We start from the raw sequence: 18,579 nt of genomic DNA, 5'->3' as shown, positions 1-18,579 counted from the left end.
GTCAACATAGTAAAAAAATAAAAATGAAAGGTGTGCCGGTAATTTCTACCGGCATCACAATTAGAGAGCAGAGAAAGAGCCATTGCAAACAATCGATAATATATATTATTACTTGCAATAACACCTTCCTGGCTGCACTTATTGTTATTCTACTATAACGTGTTCATCTTCCACTGTTGGAACAACTGGTTCAGCTTTACGATAACGTTGCATACCAGTACCAGCAGGAACAAGTTTTCCGATAATAACATTTTCTTTTAATCCAAGTAGTTCATCACGTTTTCCTTTAATTGCCGCATCTGTTAGTACACGTGTTGTTTCTTGGAATGATGCTGCTGAAAGGAAGGAATCCGTTTCAAGTGACGCTTTTGTAATACCAAGTAATACAGGACGACCTGTAGCTGGTAATTTACCTTCTAAAATGGCCTTCTCGTTCGCATCTGTAAATTGATGAATATCAAGTAATGATCCTGGTAATACATCAGTATCCCCAGCATTGATTACTCTTACTTTTCGAAGCATTTGGCGAACCATTACTTCGATATGCTTATCGCCAATTTCTACCCCTTGCATACGATAAACCTTTTGTACCTCTTTAAGTAGGTACTCTTGAACAGAATTAACATCACGAACTTTAAGTAATTCTTTCGGATCAATTGAACCCTCTGTTAATTCTTGTCCTCGTTCTACCCTGCTATTAAGGGCAACTTTTAGGCGTGATGTATAAGGTGCGTTATACGTCCGAGTTTCAACATCGCCTTGAACCGAAATTTCTTGTTGACGGTCTCTACCTTCAGTAATTGAAACGACAACACCATCAATTTCTGAAATTGTTGACTGTCCTTTTGGATTACGTGCTTCAAACAACTCTTGAATACGAGGTAAACCTTGTGTAATATCGTCTCCGGCAACCCCACCAGTATGGAATGTACGCATCGTTAACTGTGTACCTGGTTCCCCGATAGATTGCGCAGCGATAATACCAACTGCTTCACCCACTTCAACTTCCTGACCAGTTGCCAAGTTACGTCCATAACATTTTTTACAAACACCGTGACGTGTATTACATGTAAATGCCGAACGGATCCATACCTCTTCAATTCCTGCATTCACGATTTCCCTCGATAAATCTTCAGTAATTAACCCATTTTCAGCAACAAGAACTTCGCCAGTTTCAGGATGTTTTATTGCTTTTCGTGCATAACGGCCAATTAATCGCTCTTCTAATGTTTCAATTATTTCTGTACCTTCTTTTAGCGAACCAACTAATAAGCCTCTATCAGTACCACAATCATCCTCGCGAACAATTACATCCTGTGCAACATCCACAAGACGACGTGTTAAGTAACCAGAATCGGCTGTTTTTAACGCTGTATCGGCAAGACCTTTACGGGCACCATGGGTAGAGATAAAGTATTCCAATACAGTTAATCCTTCACGGAAACTTGATTTAATTGGCAATTCGATGATACGACCTGCCGGGTTGGCCATCAATCCACGCATACCTGCTAACTGTGTAAAGTTTGATGCGTTACCACGGGCACCAGAGTCACTCATCATGAAGATTGGATTTCGTTTATCAAGTGATTCCATTAGTTTTCCTTGAATAGTATCCTTTGCAGCACTCCAGATAGAGATTACTCGATCATATCGTTCGTCTTCAGTAATTAAACCACGTCTGAATTGCTTCATAACATTATCAACTTTACTTTGAGCATCTGTTAAAATATGCTCTTTTTCACCTAATACCACGATATCAGCTACACCAACCGTGATTCCAGCTTTGGTAGAGTATTTAAATCCTAAATCTTTCATACGGTCAAGCATTTTTGATGTTTCGGTTATTTGGAAACGTTTAAAGACTTCTGCAATGATATTTCCAAGAAACTTTTTAATAAACGGCTTGATAACTGGTTGTTTGCTAATATGTTCCTTCACATCGACATCTGTATCCACAAAGTATTTCTCTGGAGTTTTTTCTTCCAAATTCATTTTTGTTGGCTCATTCATATAAGGGAATGATTCAGGTAAAATTTCGTTGAAAATTAATTTACCCACAGTTGTGATGAGAAGTTTCGTTTTTTGTTCTTCGGTAAAAGTTTGATTATTAACTGAACTTGCATGTACCGCAATACGTGTATGCAAATGAACATAACCATTTTGATAGGCAAGTAAAGCTTCATTAATATCTTTAAAGATTTTACCTTCTCCAACCGCACCTTCACGCTCTAATGTTAAGTAGTAGTTACCTAATACCATATCTTGAGAAGGTGTTACGACTGGTTTACCATCCTTTGGATTAAGAATGTTTTGGGCAGCTAGCATTAGTAGTCGTGCCTCTGCTTGTGCTTCAGCAGAAAGAGGTACGTGAACCGCCATTTGGTCACCATCGAAGTCTGCATTATATGCCGTACAAACAAGTGGATGCAGACGAATTGCACGTCCTTCAACAAGTGTTGGTTCAAATGCTTGAATACCTAATCTGTGCAAAGTTGGTGCACGGTTCAATAATACTGGGTGTTCTCTGATTACTTCCTCTAAAACATCCCAAACTTCTGGCTGTACACGCTCAATTTTACGTTTTGCACTTTTAATATTATGAGCCAAACCTTTTTCAACAAGCTCTTTCATCACAAAAGGTTTGAATAGTTCAAGGGCCATTTCTTTCGGAAGACCACATTGATACATTTTTAAACTTGGTCCAACGACGATTACGGAACGACCGGAGTAGTCTACACGTTTACCAAGAAGGTTTTGACGGAAACGTCCTTGTTTTCCTTTTAACATATGTGAAAGGGATTTAAGCGGACGATTTCCCGGCCCTGTTACAGGACGACCACGACGTCCATTATCAATTAAGGCATCTACAGCTTCTTGAAGCATACGTTTTTCGTTTTGCACAATAATGCTAGGGGCACCTAAATCTAATAGACGTTTTAAACGATTATTACGATTGATCACTCGGCGATATAAGTCGTTTAAATCAGAAGTAGCGAAACGACCACCTTCTAATTGAACCATTGGTCTTAATTCAGGTGGGATAACAGGCAGAACGTCTAAAATCATCCAGTCTGGTTCGTTTCCGGAGTGACGGAATGCTTCTAGAACTTCTAATCGTTTAATCGCCCTCGTACGACGTTGTCCTTGAGCTGTTTTAAGCTCCTCTTTTAACATATCTACTTCTTTGTTTACATCAATATCTTGAAGAAGTTTTTTCACAGCTTCTGCACCCATTGATGCCTGGAACTTATTACCGTATTTTTCGCGATATGCACGATATTCTTTTTCAGAAAGAAGTTGTTTCTTTTCCAATGGGGTATCTCCTGTTTCAGTTACCACATAGGAAGCAAAATAGATGACTTCTTCTAATGCGCGCGGGGACATATCTAATACAAGGCCCATACGACTTGGAATTCCTTTGAAATACCATATATGTGAAACTGGCGCAGCAAGTTCAATATGGCCCATACGTTCACGACGGACTTTTGAACGAGTAACTTCAACACCACAACGGTCACATACTACACCTTTATAACGTACACGCTTATACTTTCCACAATGACATTCCCAGTCCTTTTGTGGACCAAATATCCGTTCACAAAATAGACCGTCTTTTTCAGGTTTCAAAGTTCTATAATTAATTGTTTCTGGTTTTTTTACTTCTCCAAAAGACCAAGAGCGGATTTTATCTGGTGAAGCAAGACCAATTTTCATATACTCAAAATTATTTACATCTATCAAGGGTCTACCTCCCTTTTCGTCTACAAGTTTTACCCGAAGAAATACAACTAGCGCCTTCCACCTTAGGCCTACCTCCATGAGACGAAACCTAAGGGGCTTGGCGCTAGAGCAACATTAATCATTTTTGAATATATATTTCAAATCGTCTAAAAGGAGTTATTCCTTCGAGGCAACAATTTCTGATTCTTCTCTAGACTCAGGTGCAATGTTTAAAGTGTCAGCTTGATTTACATCATCTTCATCTTCTAAGTCTCGCATTTCAATTTCTTGATCATCACTAGAAAGAATCTTGACATCCATACCTAAACTTTGTAATTCCTTAATCAATACTTTAAATGATTCTGGAACACCTGGTTCAGGAACATTTTCACCTTTTACAATAGCTTCATAAGTTTTCACACGACCTACAACGTCATCAGACTTAACTGTTAAGATTTCTTGTAGTGTATAGGCTGCACCATATGCTTCAAGCGCCCATACCTCCATCTCACCAAAACGTTGTCCACCGAATTGTGCTTTACCACCAAGTGGCTGTTGAGTAACAAGTGAATACGGTCCAGTCGAACGTGCGTGAAGCTTATCATCTACCATGTGTGCCAATTTAATCATATACATGATACCAACTGATACACGATTATCAAACGGTTCTCCAGTTCGACCATCATAGAGGATTGTTTTCGCATCATTCGCCATTCCAGCTTCTTCAATTGTTTCCCAAACATCTTCTTCTGTAGCACCATCAAAAACTGGGGTTGCTACATGAATACCTAGATATCTCGCTGCCATACCTAAATGTAATTCAAGGACCTGACCGATATTCATACGAGAAGGAACCCCTAGCGGATTTAACATAATATCTACCGGTGTACCATCAGGTAAGAATGGCATATCTTCTTCAGGGAGAATACGGGAAATTACCCCTTTGTTACCGTGGCGTCCCGCCATTTTATCCCCTTGATGAATTTTACGTTTTTGTACAATGTATACACGCACTAGCTGATTAACACCCGGTGGAAGTTCGTCTCCATCTTCACGGTTAAAGACTTTAACATCTAAGACAATTCCTTCCCCACCATGAGGTACACGCAGTGATGTATCACGCACTTCACGCGCTTTTTCACCAAAAATTGCATGTAATAAACGTTCTTCAGCTGTAAGTTCCGTCACACCTTTTGGCGTTACTTTACCGACTAGCAGATCTCCGTCTTTTACTTCTGCTCCAACACGGATAATTCCACGTTCATCTAGGTTACGTAAAGCGTCTTCCCCAACGTTAGGAATATCACGTGTCATTTCTTCTGGCCCTAGTTTCGTATCTCGGGCTTCAGATTCATATTCTTCTATATGGATAGATGTGTAAACATCATCTTTAACAAGTCTTTCGCTCATGATAATGGCATCTTCATAGTTGTAGCCGTCCCAAGTCATAAATGCTACTAGAACATTTCGACCTAGTGCTAGTTCTGCTTTTTCCATAGAAGGTCCGTCACCAAGTACTTCGCCTTTTGTAACACGATCTCCAACACTAACAATTGGACGTTGGTTGTAGCATGTTCCTTGGTTTGAACGAATAAATTTTTGTAGGCGATATTTATTTAAATCACCTTTAACTTCTTGGCCATCAACGTCTTTAACTTGACGTACCCAAATTTCACGTGCTTCAACATGTTCAACAATTCCATCATGTTTACAAATTACAGCCGCACCAGAGTCTTTAGCAGAAACATGTTCCATACCTGTACCAACAATTGGAGCTTCTGGCTGCATTAGAGGCACTGCTTGACGTTGCATGTTCGCTCCCATTAACGCACGGTTTGAATCGTCATTTTCTAAGAATGGGATACATGCAGTCGCAGCAGAAACTACTTGTTTAGGTGATACGTCCATATAATCAATACGGTCACGTTTAAAAGCAGTATTTTCACCTCTAAAACGAGCAATAACTTCATCATCGACAAATGAGCCATCATCCGCAATTCTGGAATTTGCCTGTGCAACAATGTAATTGTCTTCCTCATCCGCTGTCAAATAATCAATGTGATCTGTTAACTTTCCAGTTTCAGGATCAACGCGGCGGTAAGGCGTTTCGATAAATCCATATGGATTTACTTTCGCATATGATGAAAGCGAGTTAATCAAACCAATGTTTGGTCCCTCAGGCGTTTCAATTGGACACATACGACCATAATGGGAGTAGTGAACGTCACGTACTTCCATGCCTGCACGTTCACGAGTTAAACCACCAGGTCCTAACGCGGAAAGTCTACGTTTATGTGTTAATTCTGCTAACGGATTGGTTTGATCCATAAATTGCGAAAGCTGTGAACTACCAAAGAATTCTTTAATAGCCGCGATAACCGGACGAATGTTAATTAATTGTTGCGGTGTGATTGTGTTAATATCCTGGATGGACATTCTTTCACGTACGACTCTTTCCATACGAGATAACCCAATACGGAATTGATTCTGCAACAATTCACCAACAGAGCGTAATCGACGATTACCTAAGTGATCGATATCATCTGTAATACCAACACCATGCAATAAATTAAAGAAATAGCTAATGGAAGAAATAATATCTGCTGGTGTAATATTTTTTACACTCACATCTACGTTAGCATTTCCGATTACATTGATTATCTTTTCTCCGTCGTCAATCGGAGCATAGATTTTTATGGATTGAAGAACGATATCATCCTCTACCACACCACCAACTTGTGGATAGACTTTAAAACCAGTTCCGTTTTCCAAATTCGGTAAGATTTTATCTAATGTACGACGGTCAAGAGTAGTTCCCTCTTCTGCGATAATTTCACCCGTTTCAGGATCCGCTAGCGTCTCTGCTAATCTCTGACCAAATAGGCGGTTTTTCAAATGTAACTTTTTATTAATTTTATAACGTCCAACATTTGCTAAATCATAGCGTTTTGGATCAAAAAAGCGTGATACTAACAAACTCTTTGCGTTTTCTACTGTTGGAGGTTCACCCGGACGTAGACGTTCATAGATTTCTAATAACGCCTTTTCTGTACTTTCCGTATTATCCTTTTCAAGCGTATTACGAATGTACTCGTTATCTCCTAATAGATCGATGATTTCTTGATCAGAGCCGAACCCGAGTGCACGCAAAAGAACAGTTACAGGTAATTTTCTTGTACGATCAATACGTACATAAACTACGTCTTTTGCATCTGTTTCGTATTCGAGCCAAGCACCACGGTTTGGAATAACAGTTGCACCAAACCCTTGCTTTCCGTTTTTATCCATTTTTCCATTAAAATACACACTTGGCGAACGAACAAGTTGTGATACAATAACCCGTTCTGCTCCATTAATGATAAATGTTCCTGTTTCTGTCATTAACGGGAAATCACCCATAAATACATCTTGGTCTTTTACTTCACCAGTCTCTTTGTTAACAAGACGAACTTTTACTCGAAGAGATGCAGAATACGTAACATCACGCTCTTTACATTCTTCAACAGAGTATTTTGGTTCCCCGAGACTATAATCAATAAATTCTAAAGATAGATTTCCAGCGAAATCTTCAATAGGCGAAATGTCTTGGAACATTTCTCTCAAACCCTCATCAAGAAACCATTGATACGAAGAGGTTTGAATTTCAATAAGATTTGGTAATTCTAGAACTTCGCTAATACGCGCAAAACTTCTGCGTTGGCGGTGTCGTCCATACTGAACAAGTTGACCTGTCAACTAAATTCACCCCTCAAATCAAGCGTTTTGGTTGCGTCTATTATGTCTAATGGCAGGACAACCAGACTGACATAAGACAAAAAGAAAAAGGGTTTTCTATAAAAACCACAATTTTCACATGACGAGCTATTATTTTATAAGTATTTTCCATAATAGCCAAAAAATATACTTGACATATTGAATTTGGATATAATTATAGAAAATATCATATTGGCATTTTTTAATGCTAACACATGCCAAACTAGTCGTCAAGCTTTTTCGCTTTTAATATATAATATCCTTTATTTTTACCTACAACTTTAACTTCTTCAAAGATTTCCTCTAATTTAGCTTTAGCTGATGGAGCACCTTGTTTCTTTTGGATGACTACCCAAAGTTCTCCACCTACTTTTAGATGTTTGAAGCTGTTTGTTAAAATATCATGTACCACATTTTTCCCGGTCCGTATCGGCGGGTTTGTTACAATTGCTGCAAACTCAGTTTCTTTCACATTTTCATATCTATCACTTTCGTATATTGCTACATTCGTAATCGAATTAGTCTCAGCATTTTCCTTTGCCAAGTTAAGCGCACGATGATTTACATCAATCATATGAACACTGCGATCCACTGACATTTTCGCAATCGCTAAACCAATTGGACCGTATCCACATCCCACATCAAGGATTGGACCATTTATATCAGGCATTTTGAACATATCAATTAAAAATCGTGAACCAAAATCTACTTCCTTTTTCGAAAAAACACCTTGATCCGTTTTAAATCGAAATACTTGTCCGCGAAGACGAAACTCCCAATATACTGGATTACTTTTTATTTCCGGATTACGGGAATAATAATGATTAGTCATCACATCACATCCCTAAAGAAATTCTTCAATTATGGTATATTACAAAAATAGACAAAAAAAGCCCGCTTTATACAGCGAGCTTTTTTTCATCACAATGATTACTTAACTTCAACGCTAGCTCCAACTTCTTCAAGTTTAGCTTTGATTTCTTCAGCTTCTTCTTTAGCAACGCCTTCTTTAAGAGACTTAGGAGCGTTGTCAACAACTTCTTTCGCTTCTTTAAGGCCAAGACCTGTGATTTCACGAACAACTTTAATTACTTTAATTTTTTGTGAACCTGCACTAGCAAGTACTACATCAAATTCAGTTTTTTCTGCAGCAGCTTCGCCACCAGCAGCACCTACAACTGCAACTGGAGCAGCAGCAGTTACACCAAATTCTTCTTCAATAGCTTTAACAAGGTCATTTAGTTCAAGAACTGTCATTTCTTTGACAGCTTCAATGATTTGTTCTTTAGTCATTATAATATCCTCCTAATTTTTCATATAAATTTATCATTACTTTTTTAAATTTCAATAGGCATTACGCAAAAATACTAATATACTTACGCGCCTTGTTCTTCTTTTTGATCTGCAACAGCTTTTGTAGCAAGAGCCAAGTTGCGGATTGGTGCTTGAAGAACGCTAAGCAACATAGAAAGTAAACCTTCGCGAGATGGTAGATCTGCAAGGGCTTTAATTTCTTCAACTGATGCAGTATTTCCTTCAATCACACCTGCTTTAATTTCTAGAGCTTCATTCTTTTTAGCAAATTCATTTAAAATTTTCGCTGGTGCAACTACATCTTCATTACTGAATGCAATTGCGTTAGGGCCTGTTAGAGAATCTTCTAAACCAGTTAATCCAGCCACTTCTACTGCACGGCGAGTTAAAGTGTTTTTATAAACTTTGAACTCAATGCCTGCATCACGAAGTTGTTTACGTAATTCAGTTACTTGGGCAACATTTAACCCACGATAATCTACAATTACTGTAGAGACGCTTGATTTTAACTTATCAGCAATCTCGTCTACAATTAGTTTCTTTTGATCAACTGCACTGCTCATCTTTACACCTCCTGAAAATTACTAGATGATTTAAAATCAAGGTTTAAATCACAACCACTTATACCGAAATATGAAAACCTCCATATCTCAAAGTAGACATGGAGGTTTAATGCATATAGCTTTTAAACTATAATATATATCGCATTACCTCGGTAGGAAATTAAGCTACTAATAGCACCTACTGTCTACGGTACAAATGTATTTATTTTTAACAACAGCACTAATTATAGCAAAGGTTTTTCTTGATGTCAACTTAGTTTTTTACAGAGAAAGATGAAGCATCAACCTTTACACCAGGTCCCATTGTTGAAGTAACAGAAATGTTCTTCATGTAAGTTCCTTTTGCAGCTGCTGGTTTTGCTTTTAATAATGTATCAAAGATTGTTGTAAAGTTTTCAACTAGTTTCTCGTTATCAAATGATACTTTACCAACTGGAACATGAACGTTACCAGATTTATCTACACGGTATTCAACTTTACCAGCTTTGATTTCATTAATAGCTTTAGTCACATCAAATGTAACTGTGCCAGTTTTAGGGTTTGGCATTAAACCTTTAGGTCCAAGAACACGACCAAGTTTACCAACTTCACCCATCATATCAGGTGTTGCAACAATAACATCAAATTCGAACCAACCTTGGTTGATTTTGTTGATATAATCGCTATCGCCTACATAGTCCGCTCCAGCAGCTTCCGCTTCTTTCGCTTTTTCACCTTTAGCAAATACTAATACGCGTTGTGTTTTACCAGTTCCGTTAGGAAGGACAACTGCACCACGAATTTGTTGATCTGCTTTCTTAGGATCTACTCCAAGACGAAATGCAACTTCAACTGTTGCGTCAAACTTTGTGAAGTTTGTTTTCTTTACTAATTCAATTGCTTCATTTACAGAATAAGCATTCGTACGATCTACTAATTTTAAAGCTTCAACGTACTTTTTACCTTTTTTAGCCATTCTAATTTTCCTCCTCGAATGTGGTTTTAGCGGATTTACCTCCCACGAATAAAGGTTGCGAGCAATTTTTTCTAGCATCGCAACCCCGTCGGACGAAAAACCAATTTTATTGTATCGATTAATCCTCGATTACAATACCCATGCTGCGCGCAGTACCTTCAACCATACGCATTGCTGATTCAACGCTTGCTGCATTTAAGTCAGGCATTTTTGTTTCAGCGATTTCACGTACTTTGTCACGCTTAACAGTTGCTACCTTTTTACGGTTAGGCTCACCAGAACCTGATTCGATTCCAGCTGCTTTTTTAAGTAAAACTGCAGCAGGTGGGGTTTTAGTGATAAATGTAAATGAACGGTCTTCAAATACCGTAATTTCAACAGGGATAATTAATCCAGCTTGATCAGCTGTACGAGCGTTAAACTCCTTACAGAATCCCATGATATTCACACCAGCTTGACCAAGTGCAGGACCAACCGGCGGAGCTGGGTTTGCTTTACCAGCAGGAATTTGTAATTTTACAATTTTAACTACTTTTTTAGCCACGAGACACACCTCCTTAAAGTCCGTGATGTGGTAATAGGGAATTTTCCCTCCCACTCATTTAGAAGAATCTTTATTTAAATAAAGAATATATATATTTGTTCAGTAGAACATACTGACCTAAAGAATGTTACCATTTTTAATGATAAATATCAAGTTGTTTCAAATTATATTTTATCAATTTGCGTAAAAACTAAATCGACAGGTGTTTCTCGGCCGAACATGCTAACCATAACTTTAGCTCTGCCTTTATCATGATCAATTTCTTCAATTTTTCCTGTAAAGTTAGCAAACGGGCCTTCTTTTACCGTTACCGATTCACCAACTTCAAAGTCGACATCCACTCGTTTTTCTTCCATTCCCATATGTTTTAAAATGACCTTTACTTCATCAGGAAGTAGTGGAGTCGGTTTTGAACCGGATCCAGCAGACCCTACAAAACCTGTTACTCCTGGTGTATTACGTACAACATACCAAGAATCATCTGTCATAATAATTTCTACTAGCACATATCCTGGAAATACCTTCCGCTTAGTTACTTTTTTCTTGCCATTTTTGATTTCTGTTTCTTCTTCCTCCGGAACAACTACCCGAAATATTTTATCTTGCATCGCCATTGATTCCACACGCTTTTCTAGGTTAGCTTTTACTTTGTTTTCATAACCAGAATACGTATGAACAACATACCAATTCTTTTCCATTCATAAGGACTTAAACGTCCGTCCCTCCCCGGCTTATTAATTATTAATTATTTTTAAAAATTGAAAAAACCCGTTAACCGGGCTAAAAATTGCACTTATTTATTTCCATTATACCATGCATAGATAGAAGTTATTCAATACAAAGATTTAAAATCTATAATATATTATTTTAAAATCCATTTAATTAGTGATGAAATGCCTAAATCTACGACCATGAAAAATACCGCAAGTATAACAACTGTAGATACTACCGTAATTGTATAACTAGTAAGCTCTTTCTTCTTTGGCCAACTAACTTTTCTCATTTCTGATGCTATATTTCGAAAGAATTTCGCAATCGACATGTTTGTAACCTCCGGTATATAAGTTGAATCCTCAATGATTCTAGTAAATATCGATTTTACTTTGTTTCACGATGAACATGATGGGTATTGCAATGTTTACAAAATTTTTTCACTTCTAACCGTTCAGTATCTGTTTGTTTATTATGAAATGTCGAGTAATTTCTCGACCCACATTGTTCACAAGCTAGTACTATTTTTCTTTGCATAAAAACACCTACTACTTAGGTTAACATAATTTATTATAAAATTATCTACTAATTCATTTATCTGTTTAAAAAGTAACATGCAAAATCTAAATTTGTCAATATTAGGCTTATTATGAACTAAATTCTCGGACCTCCAAATAACGCTCAAGCTTTCTCTTCACACGCTGCAATGCGTTGTCAATCGATTTAACATGGCGATTTAACTCTTCTGAAATTTCCTGATATGACTGACCATCCAAATATAAAGCTAATACCTTTCTTTCCAGGTCACTTAATAATTCGGAAATCTTCCCCTCTATATTTCCGTATTTTTCACGGTTAATAATTAGTTCCTCTGGGTTCATCATTTTTGCACCTGATATTACATCCATTAGGGTTCGATCAGATTCTTCATCGTATATTGGTTTATCAAGTGAAACATACGAGTTCAGTGGAATATGCTTCTGACGGGTGGCAGTTTTTATTGCAGTTATTATTTGGCGGGTTATACATAGTTCTGCAAATGCTTTAAATGAAGTAAGCTTGTCCTCTTTATAATCACGAATGGCCTTATACAAACCAATCATTCCCTCTTGGACAATATCCTCCTTATCAGCACCAATTAAAAAATAAGAACGTGCCTTAGCTCGGACGAAATTGCGATACTTTTGAATAAGATAGTCTAAAGCATCACTATCACCTTTGTGCACCAACTCAATCAATTGCTCATCTTCCATCATCACATAATTTTCATTATGTGGTACCTTCATATTTAGGTTCACATAAATCCCCCTGACCGCTCTGAAGCAATAGATAGAAATATTATACATTACAGAATTTTCAAGCGTCAATACTCATTGTTTTCCTCTTCGAAGTTTTTCGAACATTTCTGCAACATCTTTACTTAGCTCAATTCTTGAAAAGGGCTTATCTTGATGTGAATTCCTTACGTTTTTTTCTATCTGTTGATTAATCATATTCATTTCATTAAGTAATTCTCGAGCAGAGATCCTTAGCGCTCCCTGGCCAAATATAGCCCATTGTTCGGTGAAATCAGAAGTTGCTACATGAATTTGAGTTTTTCTATTGCTCATTTGAATGGCCATTTTTTCTATGCGTTCATCAGCAGATTCATTTTCTTTTGTAAAAATAACTTCCACCTTATGTTGTCGATATTTTTTTTCCATTCCTTTTACATAAAGCGCATCAAAGACGATAATGACCCTGTACCCGGTGTATCCTTGGTATTCCGCCATCCGCTCAATTAATCGATCTCTTGCATGACTTAAATTAATGTTCTTAAGTTGTCTAAGCTCTGGCCATGCACCAATAATGTTATAGCCATCCACAAGCAAAATGTCCATTTTTATTCACCTTGAGGATAACGTTTTCGATAAACCTCATAAATTAATAAACTTGCCGCTACCGAGGCATTTAGAGATGTAACGTGGCCTATCATTGGTAAGTGGACGAGAAAATCACAATTTTCTTTAATCAGCCGACTAATTCCTTTGCCTTCACTTCCGATAACAATAGCTAACGGCATCGATCCATCCATTGAACGGTAGTCCTGACTACCTTTTGCATCCGTACCAAATATCCATACTCCTCGTTCTTTTAATTCCGAAATCGTTCTAGCTATATTAGTAACTCTCACAACAGGAACATACTCAATTGCTCCCGTTGATGCTTTGGCTACAGTAGCTGTTAGTCCAACCGCCCTACGCTTCGGTATAATTACCCCGTGTACTCCAGCCGCATCAGCAGTTCTCAATATAGATCCTAAGTTATGCGGATCTTCTAATTCATCTAAAATTAAGAAGAAAGGATCTTCATTTTTTTGTTCCGCTCGTTTAAATAGGTCATCTAATTCCGCATATTGATATGCAGCTACAAGCGCCACTACCCCTTGATGATTTTCTTTTACCATTTGATCAATTTTCTGTTTGGGAACATATTGTACCAATACTCTTGACTGCTTGGCCAACTGTATAACTTGCTGCATCTGTCCCTTAGCTGAACCTTCTGCAATCCAGATTTTATTAATATCACGGTTGGATTTTAGCGCTTCAATAACAGGGTTTTTTCCTGCAATATAATCTTGATCCATTGATGAAACCTCCTGCCTTATTTTTATTATCTGATTACAATCGCTCTACTGTTTGAATAGCGCTTGCAATAATACTTTCTAATCTTGCTAAATCTTTATTTAAATACAAATGTCCAATTAAAGCTTCAAATCCGGTACTATGGTTATATGTTTGAACATCTGTATTCTTCGGAATTGATCCAGATTTAGCATTTCTACCGCGTTTCACTATTACTTGTTCCTCTTCTGTTAAAACATTTTCTTCCTGAAAGTTTTTTAATATAGACGCTTGTGCTTTAGCAGAAACATATTTCGTAGCTTCCTTGTGGAGATGATGAGGCTTCGTCTTTCCCAAATGGAGGAGGTGATGCCGTATATATACTTCATATACCGCATCCCCCATGTAAGCCAAGGCAAGACTATTCAGCTGCATTACATCAACACTCTTTTCAATTTCTATCATTGTTTACCCTCTCTTCCATCTAATTCCTTGCGGGGTATCTTCTAGAATGATATTCATTTCTTTTAATTGGTCACGGATTGCATCAGCTAAGCCAAAATCTCTATCTTTTCTTGCTTGATTTCGTTTTTGAATTAACGCTTCAATTTCTTCATCCAAGAGCTCATCGGATTCCAATTTTAAACCTAAAACTTCAAATAAACTTTTGAATTCATCCATAAATGCATGCAGCACTTTTTCGGATGTATTTTTTTCTCTTAAATAATAGTTCGCTTGTTTCGAAAGCTCAAATAGTACGGAAATTCCATTTGCTGTATTAAAATCATCATCCATCTCTTGTATAAATTCATTATGATAATGATTAATTTTATCAAGCCATTCTTGATCATTATCTGTTAGGTTGTTGCTGCTTTGTAAACGATGTTTAATATTTTGATATGAGGTTTTTAAACGATCTAATCCGCTCCCTGCATTCCCTAACAGTTCCTCACTATAATTAATCGGATTGCGATAGTGCACAGCTAACATAAAGAAACGAAGTACTTGCGGATCATAATGTTTAATAATATCATGCACTAATACAAAGTTTCCGAGTGATTTAGACATTTTCTCATTGTCGATATTAATATAGCCATTGTGCATCCAATAACGGGAGAACAGCTTACCTGTTAATGCCTCTGATTGAGCAATTTCATTTTCGTGATGAGGGAAAGTTAAATCTTGACCTCCCGCATGAATATCAATTGTATCACCTAAATATTTTCGTGCCATCGCCGAGCATTCAATATGCCAGCCTGGACGCCCTTTTCCCCATGGGCTTTCCCAATAAATTTCTCCTTCTTTCGCAGCTTTCCATAAAGCAAAATCCAAGGCATCTTCCTTTTTTTCACCTACTTCAATACGAGCTCCCGATTTAAGGTCATCAATGGATTGATGAGATAATTTTCCGTATTCATCAAAACTTCTTGTTCGATAATAAACATCTCCATGAGATTCGTAAGCATGACCCTTACTAATTAAGGTCTCAATAAATTCGATAATAATATCCATATTCTCCGTAACTCGCGGATGAACATCGGCTGTATGGCAACCGAGTGCTGAAACATCTTCAAAATATGCATCGATAAAGCGGTCAGCAATCGTTGGTACATCTTCACCTAGTTCTTTAGCCGCTTTAATGAGCTTATCATCAACATCTGTGAAATTTGATACAAAATTCACATCGTAACCACGATACTCTAAATATCTTCTTACCGTATCAAAAACAATGGCAGGTCTTGCGTTTCCAATATGAATATAATTATAAACAGTGGGCCCGCAAACATACATTTTTACTTTTCCCTCTTCAAGCGGGATAAACGGTTCCTTTTTTCGGGTTAATGTATTATAAAGTTGAATTGACATTTTCTTTTTCGACTCCTTCCGTTTTTAACCGAACAATTTCTGCTTCTAACAAATGTATTTTCTTCTCAATAGCAGAACATCGATCCGCCACTGGGTCCGGCAAATCACTGTGATTTAAGTCCTTCTTGATTTTTACTCCATCTTGAATAACGACACGTCCAGGAATTCCAACAACCGTGGAGTTTGAAGGTACATCCCTTAAAACAACTGATCCTGCACCTATTTTAGAATTCTCTCCAACTGTTATGGATCCTAAAACTTTAGCTCCAGTAGCAATTAATGCATTATCCTTAATTGTCGGGTGACGCTTGCCCTTTTCTTTACCTGTTCCCCCTAATGTAACTCCTTGATAAACAGTTACATTATCTCCAATTTCACATGTTTCACCAATCACTACACCCATCCCATGGTCGATAAAAAAGCGGCGACCAATCGTAGCTCCTGGGTGTATTTCAATGCCTGTAAAAAAGCGACTTACCTGTGAAATGACCCTGGCAATGAAAAATAACTTTCTTTTATAAAAACTGTGGGCCACTCGGTGTGCCCATATTGCATGCAGTCCAGAGTAGGTAAGAATAACCTCAACATGACTTCGAGCAGCTGGGTCTTGTTCGAATACAACTTCGATGTCTTCCTTCATTCGTTTAAACATGCCCTCACTCCCCCTTTCGATGTATAATTGGAACGATATTTTTTGGAAATAAAAAAAGCGTCTCTGAATAGACAGAGACGCTTACTACGCGGTTCCACTCTGTTTGAATATAATAGATCAAACTGGTCTATTACATCCCAACTCATCCCTTTTAACGATGGGTAACCGCCTAATCCTACTTAACCGTGTCGTTCGGAAAAAGATTCAGAGGTGCATTTCAAATAACGAGAGGCTTAAACCACTTTCAGCCGGTGATGGTTCTCTCTTTCAATGAAGTTCACACAGGGAAATTCATTTTGAAGCAATCGTTTTTTTACTTCTCCTCTTCCACACTTTAATCTATATAATTTTCATTAACTCTCATTTATTAATCTTACTATATTACATTTTCTTAAAAATGTTAACCAATAAGAGCATCAAGTCGCTTAATAATTTTTTCCTTGCCTAAAAGTTCAATCGCCTTTGGTAAATCAGGTCCATGAGCTTGCCCAGTTACCGCTACCCTAATTGGCATAAATAGTTTTTTTCCTTTATGGCCAGTCGACTTTTGAACACTTTTAATGGATTTTTGTATTTCTTCAGCTTTAAATTCTTCTATTCCATTAACCTCATTTAAAAAAGCTGATAGTACTTCAGGTACTTGTTCTTCACCGAGAATTTCTTTTGCTTCCTCATCGTACTCAATAGTATCAGCAAAAAACAACTTCGATAGCTCTACTATTTCAGCACCATAACTCATTTGGTCTTGGTATAGCGCAATTAAATGCTGAACCCAATTATATTCTTGATCCGATAATTTCTCACTTACTAGTTTAGCTTTAATAAGATGTGGAAGTGAAATTTCTACAGCACGATCTAAGTCAAGCTTTTTTACATATTGATTATTCATCCACGTAAGCTTTTGTTTGTCAAACAAAGCAGGAGATTTAGATAACCGTTCGGCATCAAAAATCTTGATAAACTCTTCTTTTGTAAATAATTCTTCCTCACCTTGTGGAGACCAGCCTAATAAAGCAATAAAATTGAATAATGCTTCCGGCAAATAACCAAGTTCTTCGTATTGCTCAATAAATTGTATAATGCTTTCATCACGTTTACTAAGCTTTTTACGACTTTCGTTTACGATTAATGTCATATGTCCAAACACCGGTGGCTCCCAACCAAATGCTTCATAAATCATTAATTGCTTCGGCGTATTTGTAATATGGTCATCTCCACGAAGAACATGGGATATTTCCATTAAATGATCATCCACAGCTACCGCAAAATTGTAGGTTGGAATTCCGTCCTTTTTAATAATAACGAAATCACCAAAGCCATCTGCTTCAAAGGATACTTCGTCTTTCACCATATCCTTAAAAGAATAGACACGTCCTTCTGGAACAGCAAAGCGAATACTTGGTTTCCTGCCTTCATTTTCAAGTCGCTCTTGCTCTTCTTTAGATAAATGACGGCATTTGCGTGAGTATTTCGGAGTTTCTCCACGAGCGAGTTGTTCTTCGCGTTCAGCTTCTAATTCCTCTTCAGTACAGTAGCACTTATAAGCTAAATCTCTTTCGAGTAAATCATTGTAATACTTTTGATAAATAGTTCTACGTTCAGATTGACGATATGGTGCATATTCACCTTCTTTATCGACGCTCTCATCCCAATCGATTCCTAACCATTTTAAATATTTCAGCTGACTTTCCTCTCCACCTGCAATATTTCGCTTTTGGTCGGTATCCTCAATTCGGATAATAAACTTTCCCCCTTGACTGCGAGCAAACAAGTAATTAAAAAGAGCCGTTCTGGCATTTCCTATATGTAAATGGCCAGTTGGACTTGGTGCATATCGAACACGTATATCGGCTGACATGAATTTTTCCTCCTAAATGATATTTCTTTTTTTATATACT

17 protein-coding genes and 1 other annotated feature are annotated in these 18,579 nt (G+C 37.4%); all 17 genes read right to left on the bottom strand.

The genetic code is table 11. The features are described 5' to 3' along the window. Window positions 1-144 precede the first annotated feature (144 nt). The gene (gene rpoC, locus I5776_RS00640; RefSeq protein WP_202778548.1) at window positions 145-3,741 is read right to left on the bottom strand and encodes a DNA-directed RNA polymerase subunit beta'; all 3,597 of its coding nucleotides are present in this window, start codon (window positions 3,739-3,741) and stop codon (window positions 145-147) included. A gap of 156 nt (window positions 3,742-3,897) precedes the next feature. Beyond that, window positions 3,898-7,455, bottom strand: a complete 3,558-nt coding sequence (gene rpoB, locus I5776_RS00635) for a DNA-directed RNA polymerase subunit beta (protein ID WP_202778547.1) — start codon at window positions 7,453-7,455, stop codon at window positions 3,898-3,900. Between the two features lie 241 nt (window positions 7,456-7,696). Continuing rightward, window positions 7,697-8,305, bottom strand: a complete 609-nt coding sequence (locus tag I5776_RS00630; protein WP_202778546.1) for a class I SAM-dependent methyltransferase — start codon at window positions 8,303-8,305, stop codon at window positions 7,697-7,699. A gap of 98 nt (window positions 8,306-8,403) precedes the next feature. Beyond that, entirely contained in the window at window positions 8,404-8,766 is a 363-nt protein-coding gene (rplL, locus tag I5776_RS00625; RefSeq protein ID WP_202778545.1) for a 50S ribosomal protein L7/L12, read from the bottom strand. Window positions 8,767-8,849: 83 nt separating this feature from the next. Beyond that, window positions 8,850-9,350 (bottom strand): 50S ribosomal protein L10, encoded by a 501-nt coding sequence (rplJ, locus tag I5776_RS00620; RefSeq protein ID WP_202778544.1) that lies wholly within the window; start codon window positions 9,348-9,350, stop codon window positions 8,850-8,852. Between the two features lie 62 nt (window positions 9,351-9,412). Further along, window positions 9,413-9,559, bottom strand: a sequence feature (ribosomal protein L10 leader region). Window positions 9,560-9,603: 44 nt separating this feature from the next. Then, entirely contained in the window at window positions 9,604-10,305 is a 702-nt protein-coding gene (rplA, locus tag I5776_RS00615; protein WP_202778543.1) for a 50S ribosomal protein L1, read from the bottom strand. Between the two features lie 118 nt (window positions 10,306-10,423). Beyond that, window positions 10,424-10,849: a 50S ribosomal protein L11 gene (rplK, locus tag I5776_RS00610; RefSeq protein ID WP_202778542.1), complete on the bottom strand. Its 426-nt coding sequence runs from the start codon at window positions 10,847-10,849 to the stop codon at window positions 10,424-10,426. Between the two features lie 164 nt (window positions 10,850-11,013). Then, complete coding sequence (gene nusG / locus I5776_RS00605) at window positions 11,014-11,547, bottom strand: transcription termination/antitermination protein NusG (protein WP_202778541.1); 534 nt, start codon at window positions 11,545-11,547, stop codon at window positions 11,014-11,016. A 164-nt stretch (window positions 11,548-11,711) separates the two neighbouring features. Further along, complete coding sequence (secE, locus tag I5776_RS00600) at window positions 11,712-11,891, bottom strand: preprotein translocase subunit SecE (protein ID WP_202778540.1); 180 nt, start codon at window positions 11,889-11,891, stop codon at window positions 11,712-11,714. A gap of 56 nt (window positions 11,892-11,947) precedes the next feature. Next, a complete protein-coding gene (gene rpmG, locus I5776_RS00595; protein WP_202778539.1) occupies window positions 11,948-12,097 on the bottom strand; it encodes a 50S ribosomal protein L33 in 150 nt (49 codons plus the stop codon). Window positions 12,098-12,207: 110 nt separating this feature from the next. After that, entirely contained in the window at window positions 12,208-12,846 is a 639-nt protein-coding gene (gene sigH / locus I5776_RS00590) for an RNA polymerase sporulation sigma factor SigH (protein ID WP_202780620.1), read from the bottom strand. A gap of 84 nt (window positions 12,847-12,930) precedes the next feature. Continuing rightward, the gene (locus I5776_RS00585) at window positions 12,931-13,440 is read right to left on the bottom strand and encodes an NYN domain-containing protein (RefSeq protein ID WP_202778538.1); all 510 of its coding nucleotides are present in this window, start codon (window positions 13,438-13,440) and stop codon (window positions 12,931-12,933) included. A 2-nt stretch (window positions 13,441-13,442) separates the two neighbouring features. Further along, entirely contained in the window at window positions 13,443-14,186 is a 744-nt protein-coding gene (gene rlmB / locus I5776_RS00580) for a 23S rRNA (guanosine(2251)-2'-O)-methyltransferase RlmB (RefSeq protein WP_202778537.1), read from the bottom strand. A gap of 34 nt (window positions 14,187-14,220) precedes the next feature. After that, complete coding sequence (locus tag I5776_RS00575; protein WP_202778536.1) at window positions 14,221-14,628, bottom strand: Mini-ribonuclease 3; 408 nt, start codon at window positions 14,626-14,628, stop codon at window positions 14,221-14,223. 3 nt (window positions 14,629-14,631) lie between these two features. Continuing rightward, window positions 14,632-16,029, bottom strand: coding sequence for a cysteine--tRNA ligase (cysS, locus tag I5776_RS00570; protein WP_202778535.1), 1,398 nt, complete (start codon window positions 16,027-16,029; stop codon window positions 14,632-14,634). Then, entirely contained in the window at window positions 16,010-16,681 is a 672-nt protein-coding gene (gene cysE / locus I5776_RS00565) for a serine O-acetyltransferase (protein ID WP_202778534.1), read from the bottom strand. Before cysE ends, cysS begins: the two co-directional genes overlap by 20 nt. Window positions 16,682-17,081: 400 nt before the next feature. Next, window positions 17,082-18,539: a glutamate--tRNA ligase gene (gene gltX / locus I5776_RS00560; RefSeq protein ID WP_202778533.1), complete on the bottom strand. Its 1,458-nt coding sequence runs from the start codon at window positions 18,537-18,539 to the stop codon at window positions 17,082-17,084. Window positions 18,540-18,579 lie beyond the last annotated feature (40 nt).

Origin of the sequence: Heyndrickxia vini (assembly GCF_016772275.1) — a bacterium.
GTDB lineage: Bacteria > Bacillota > Bacilli > Bacillales > Bacillaceae_C > Heyndrickxia > Heyndrickxia vini.
This window is presented reverse-complemented; position numbering and strand designations above follow the sequence as displayed.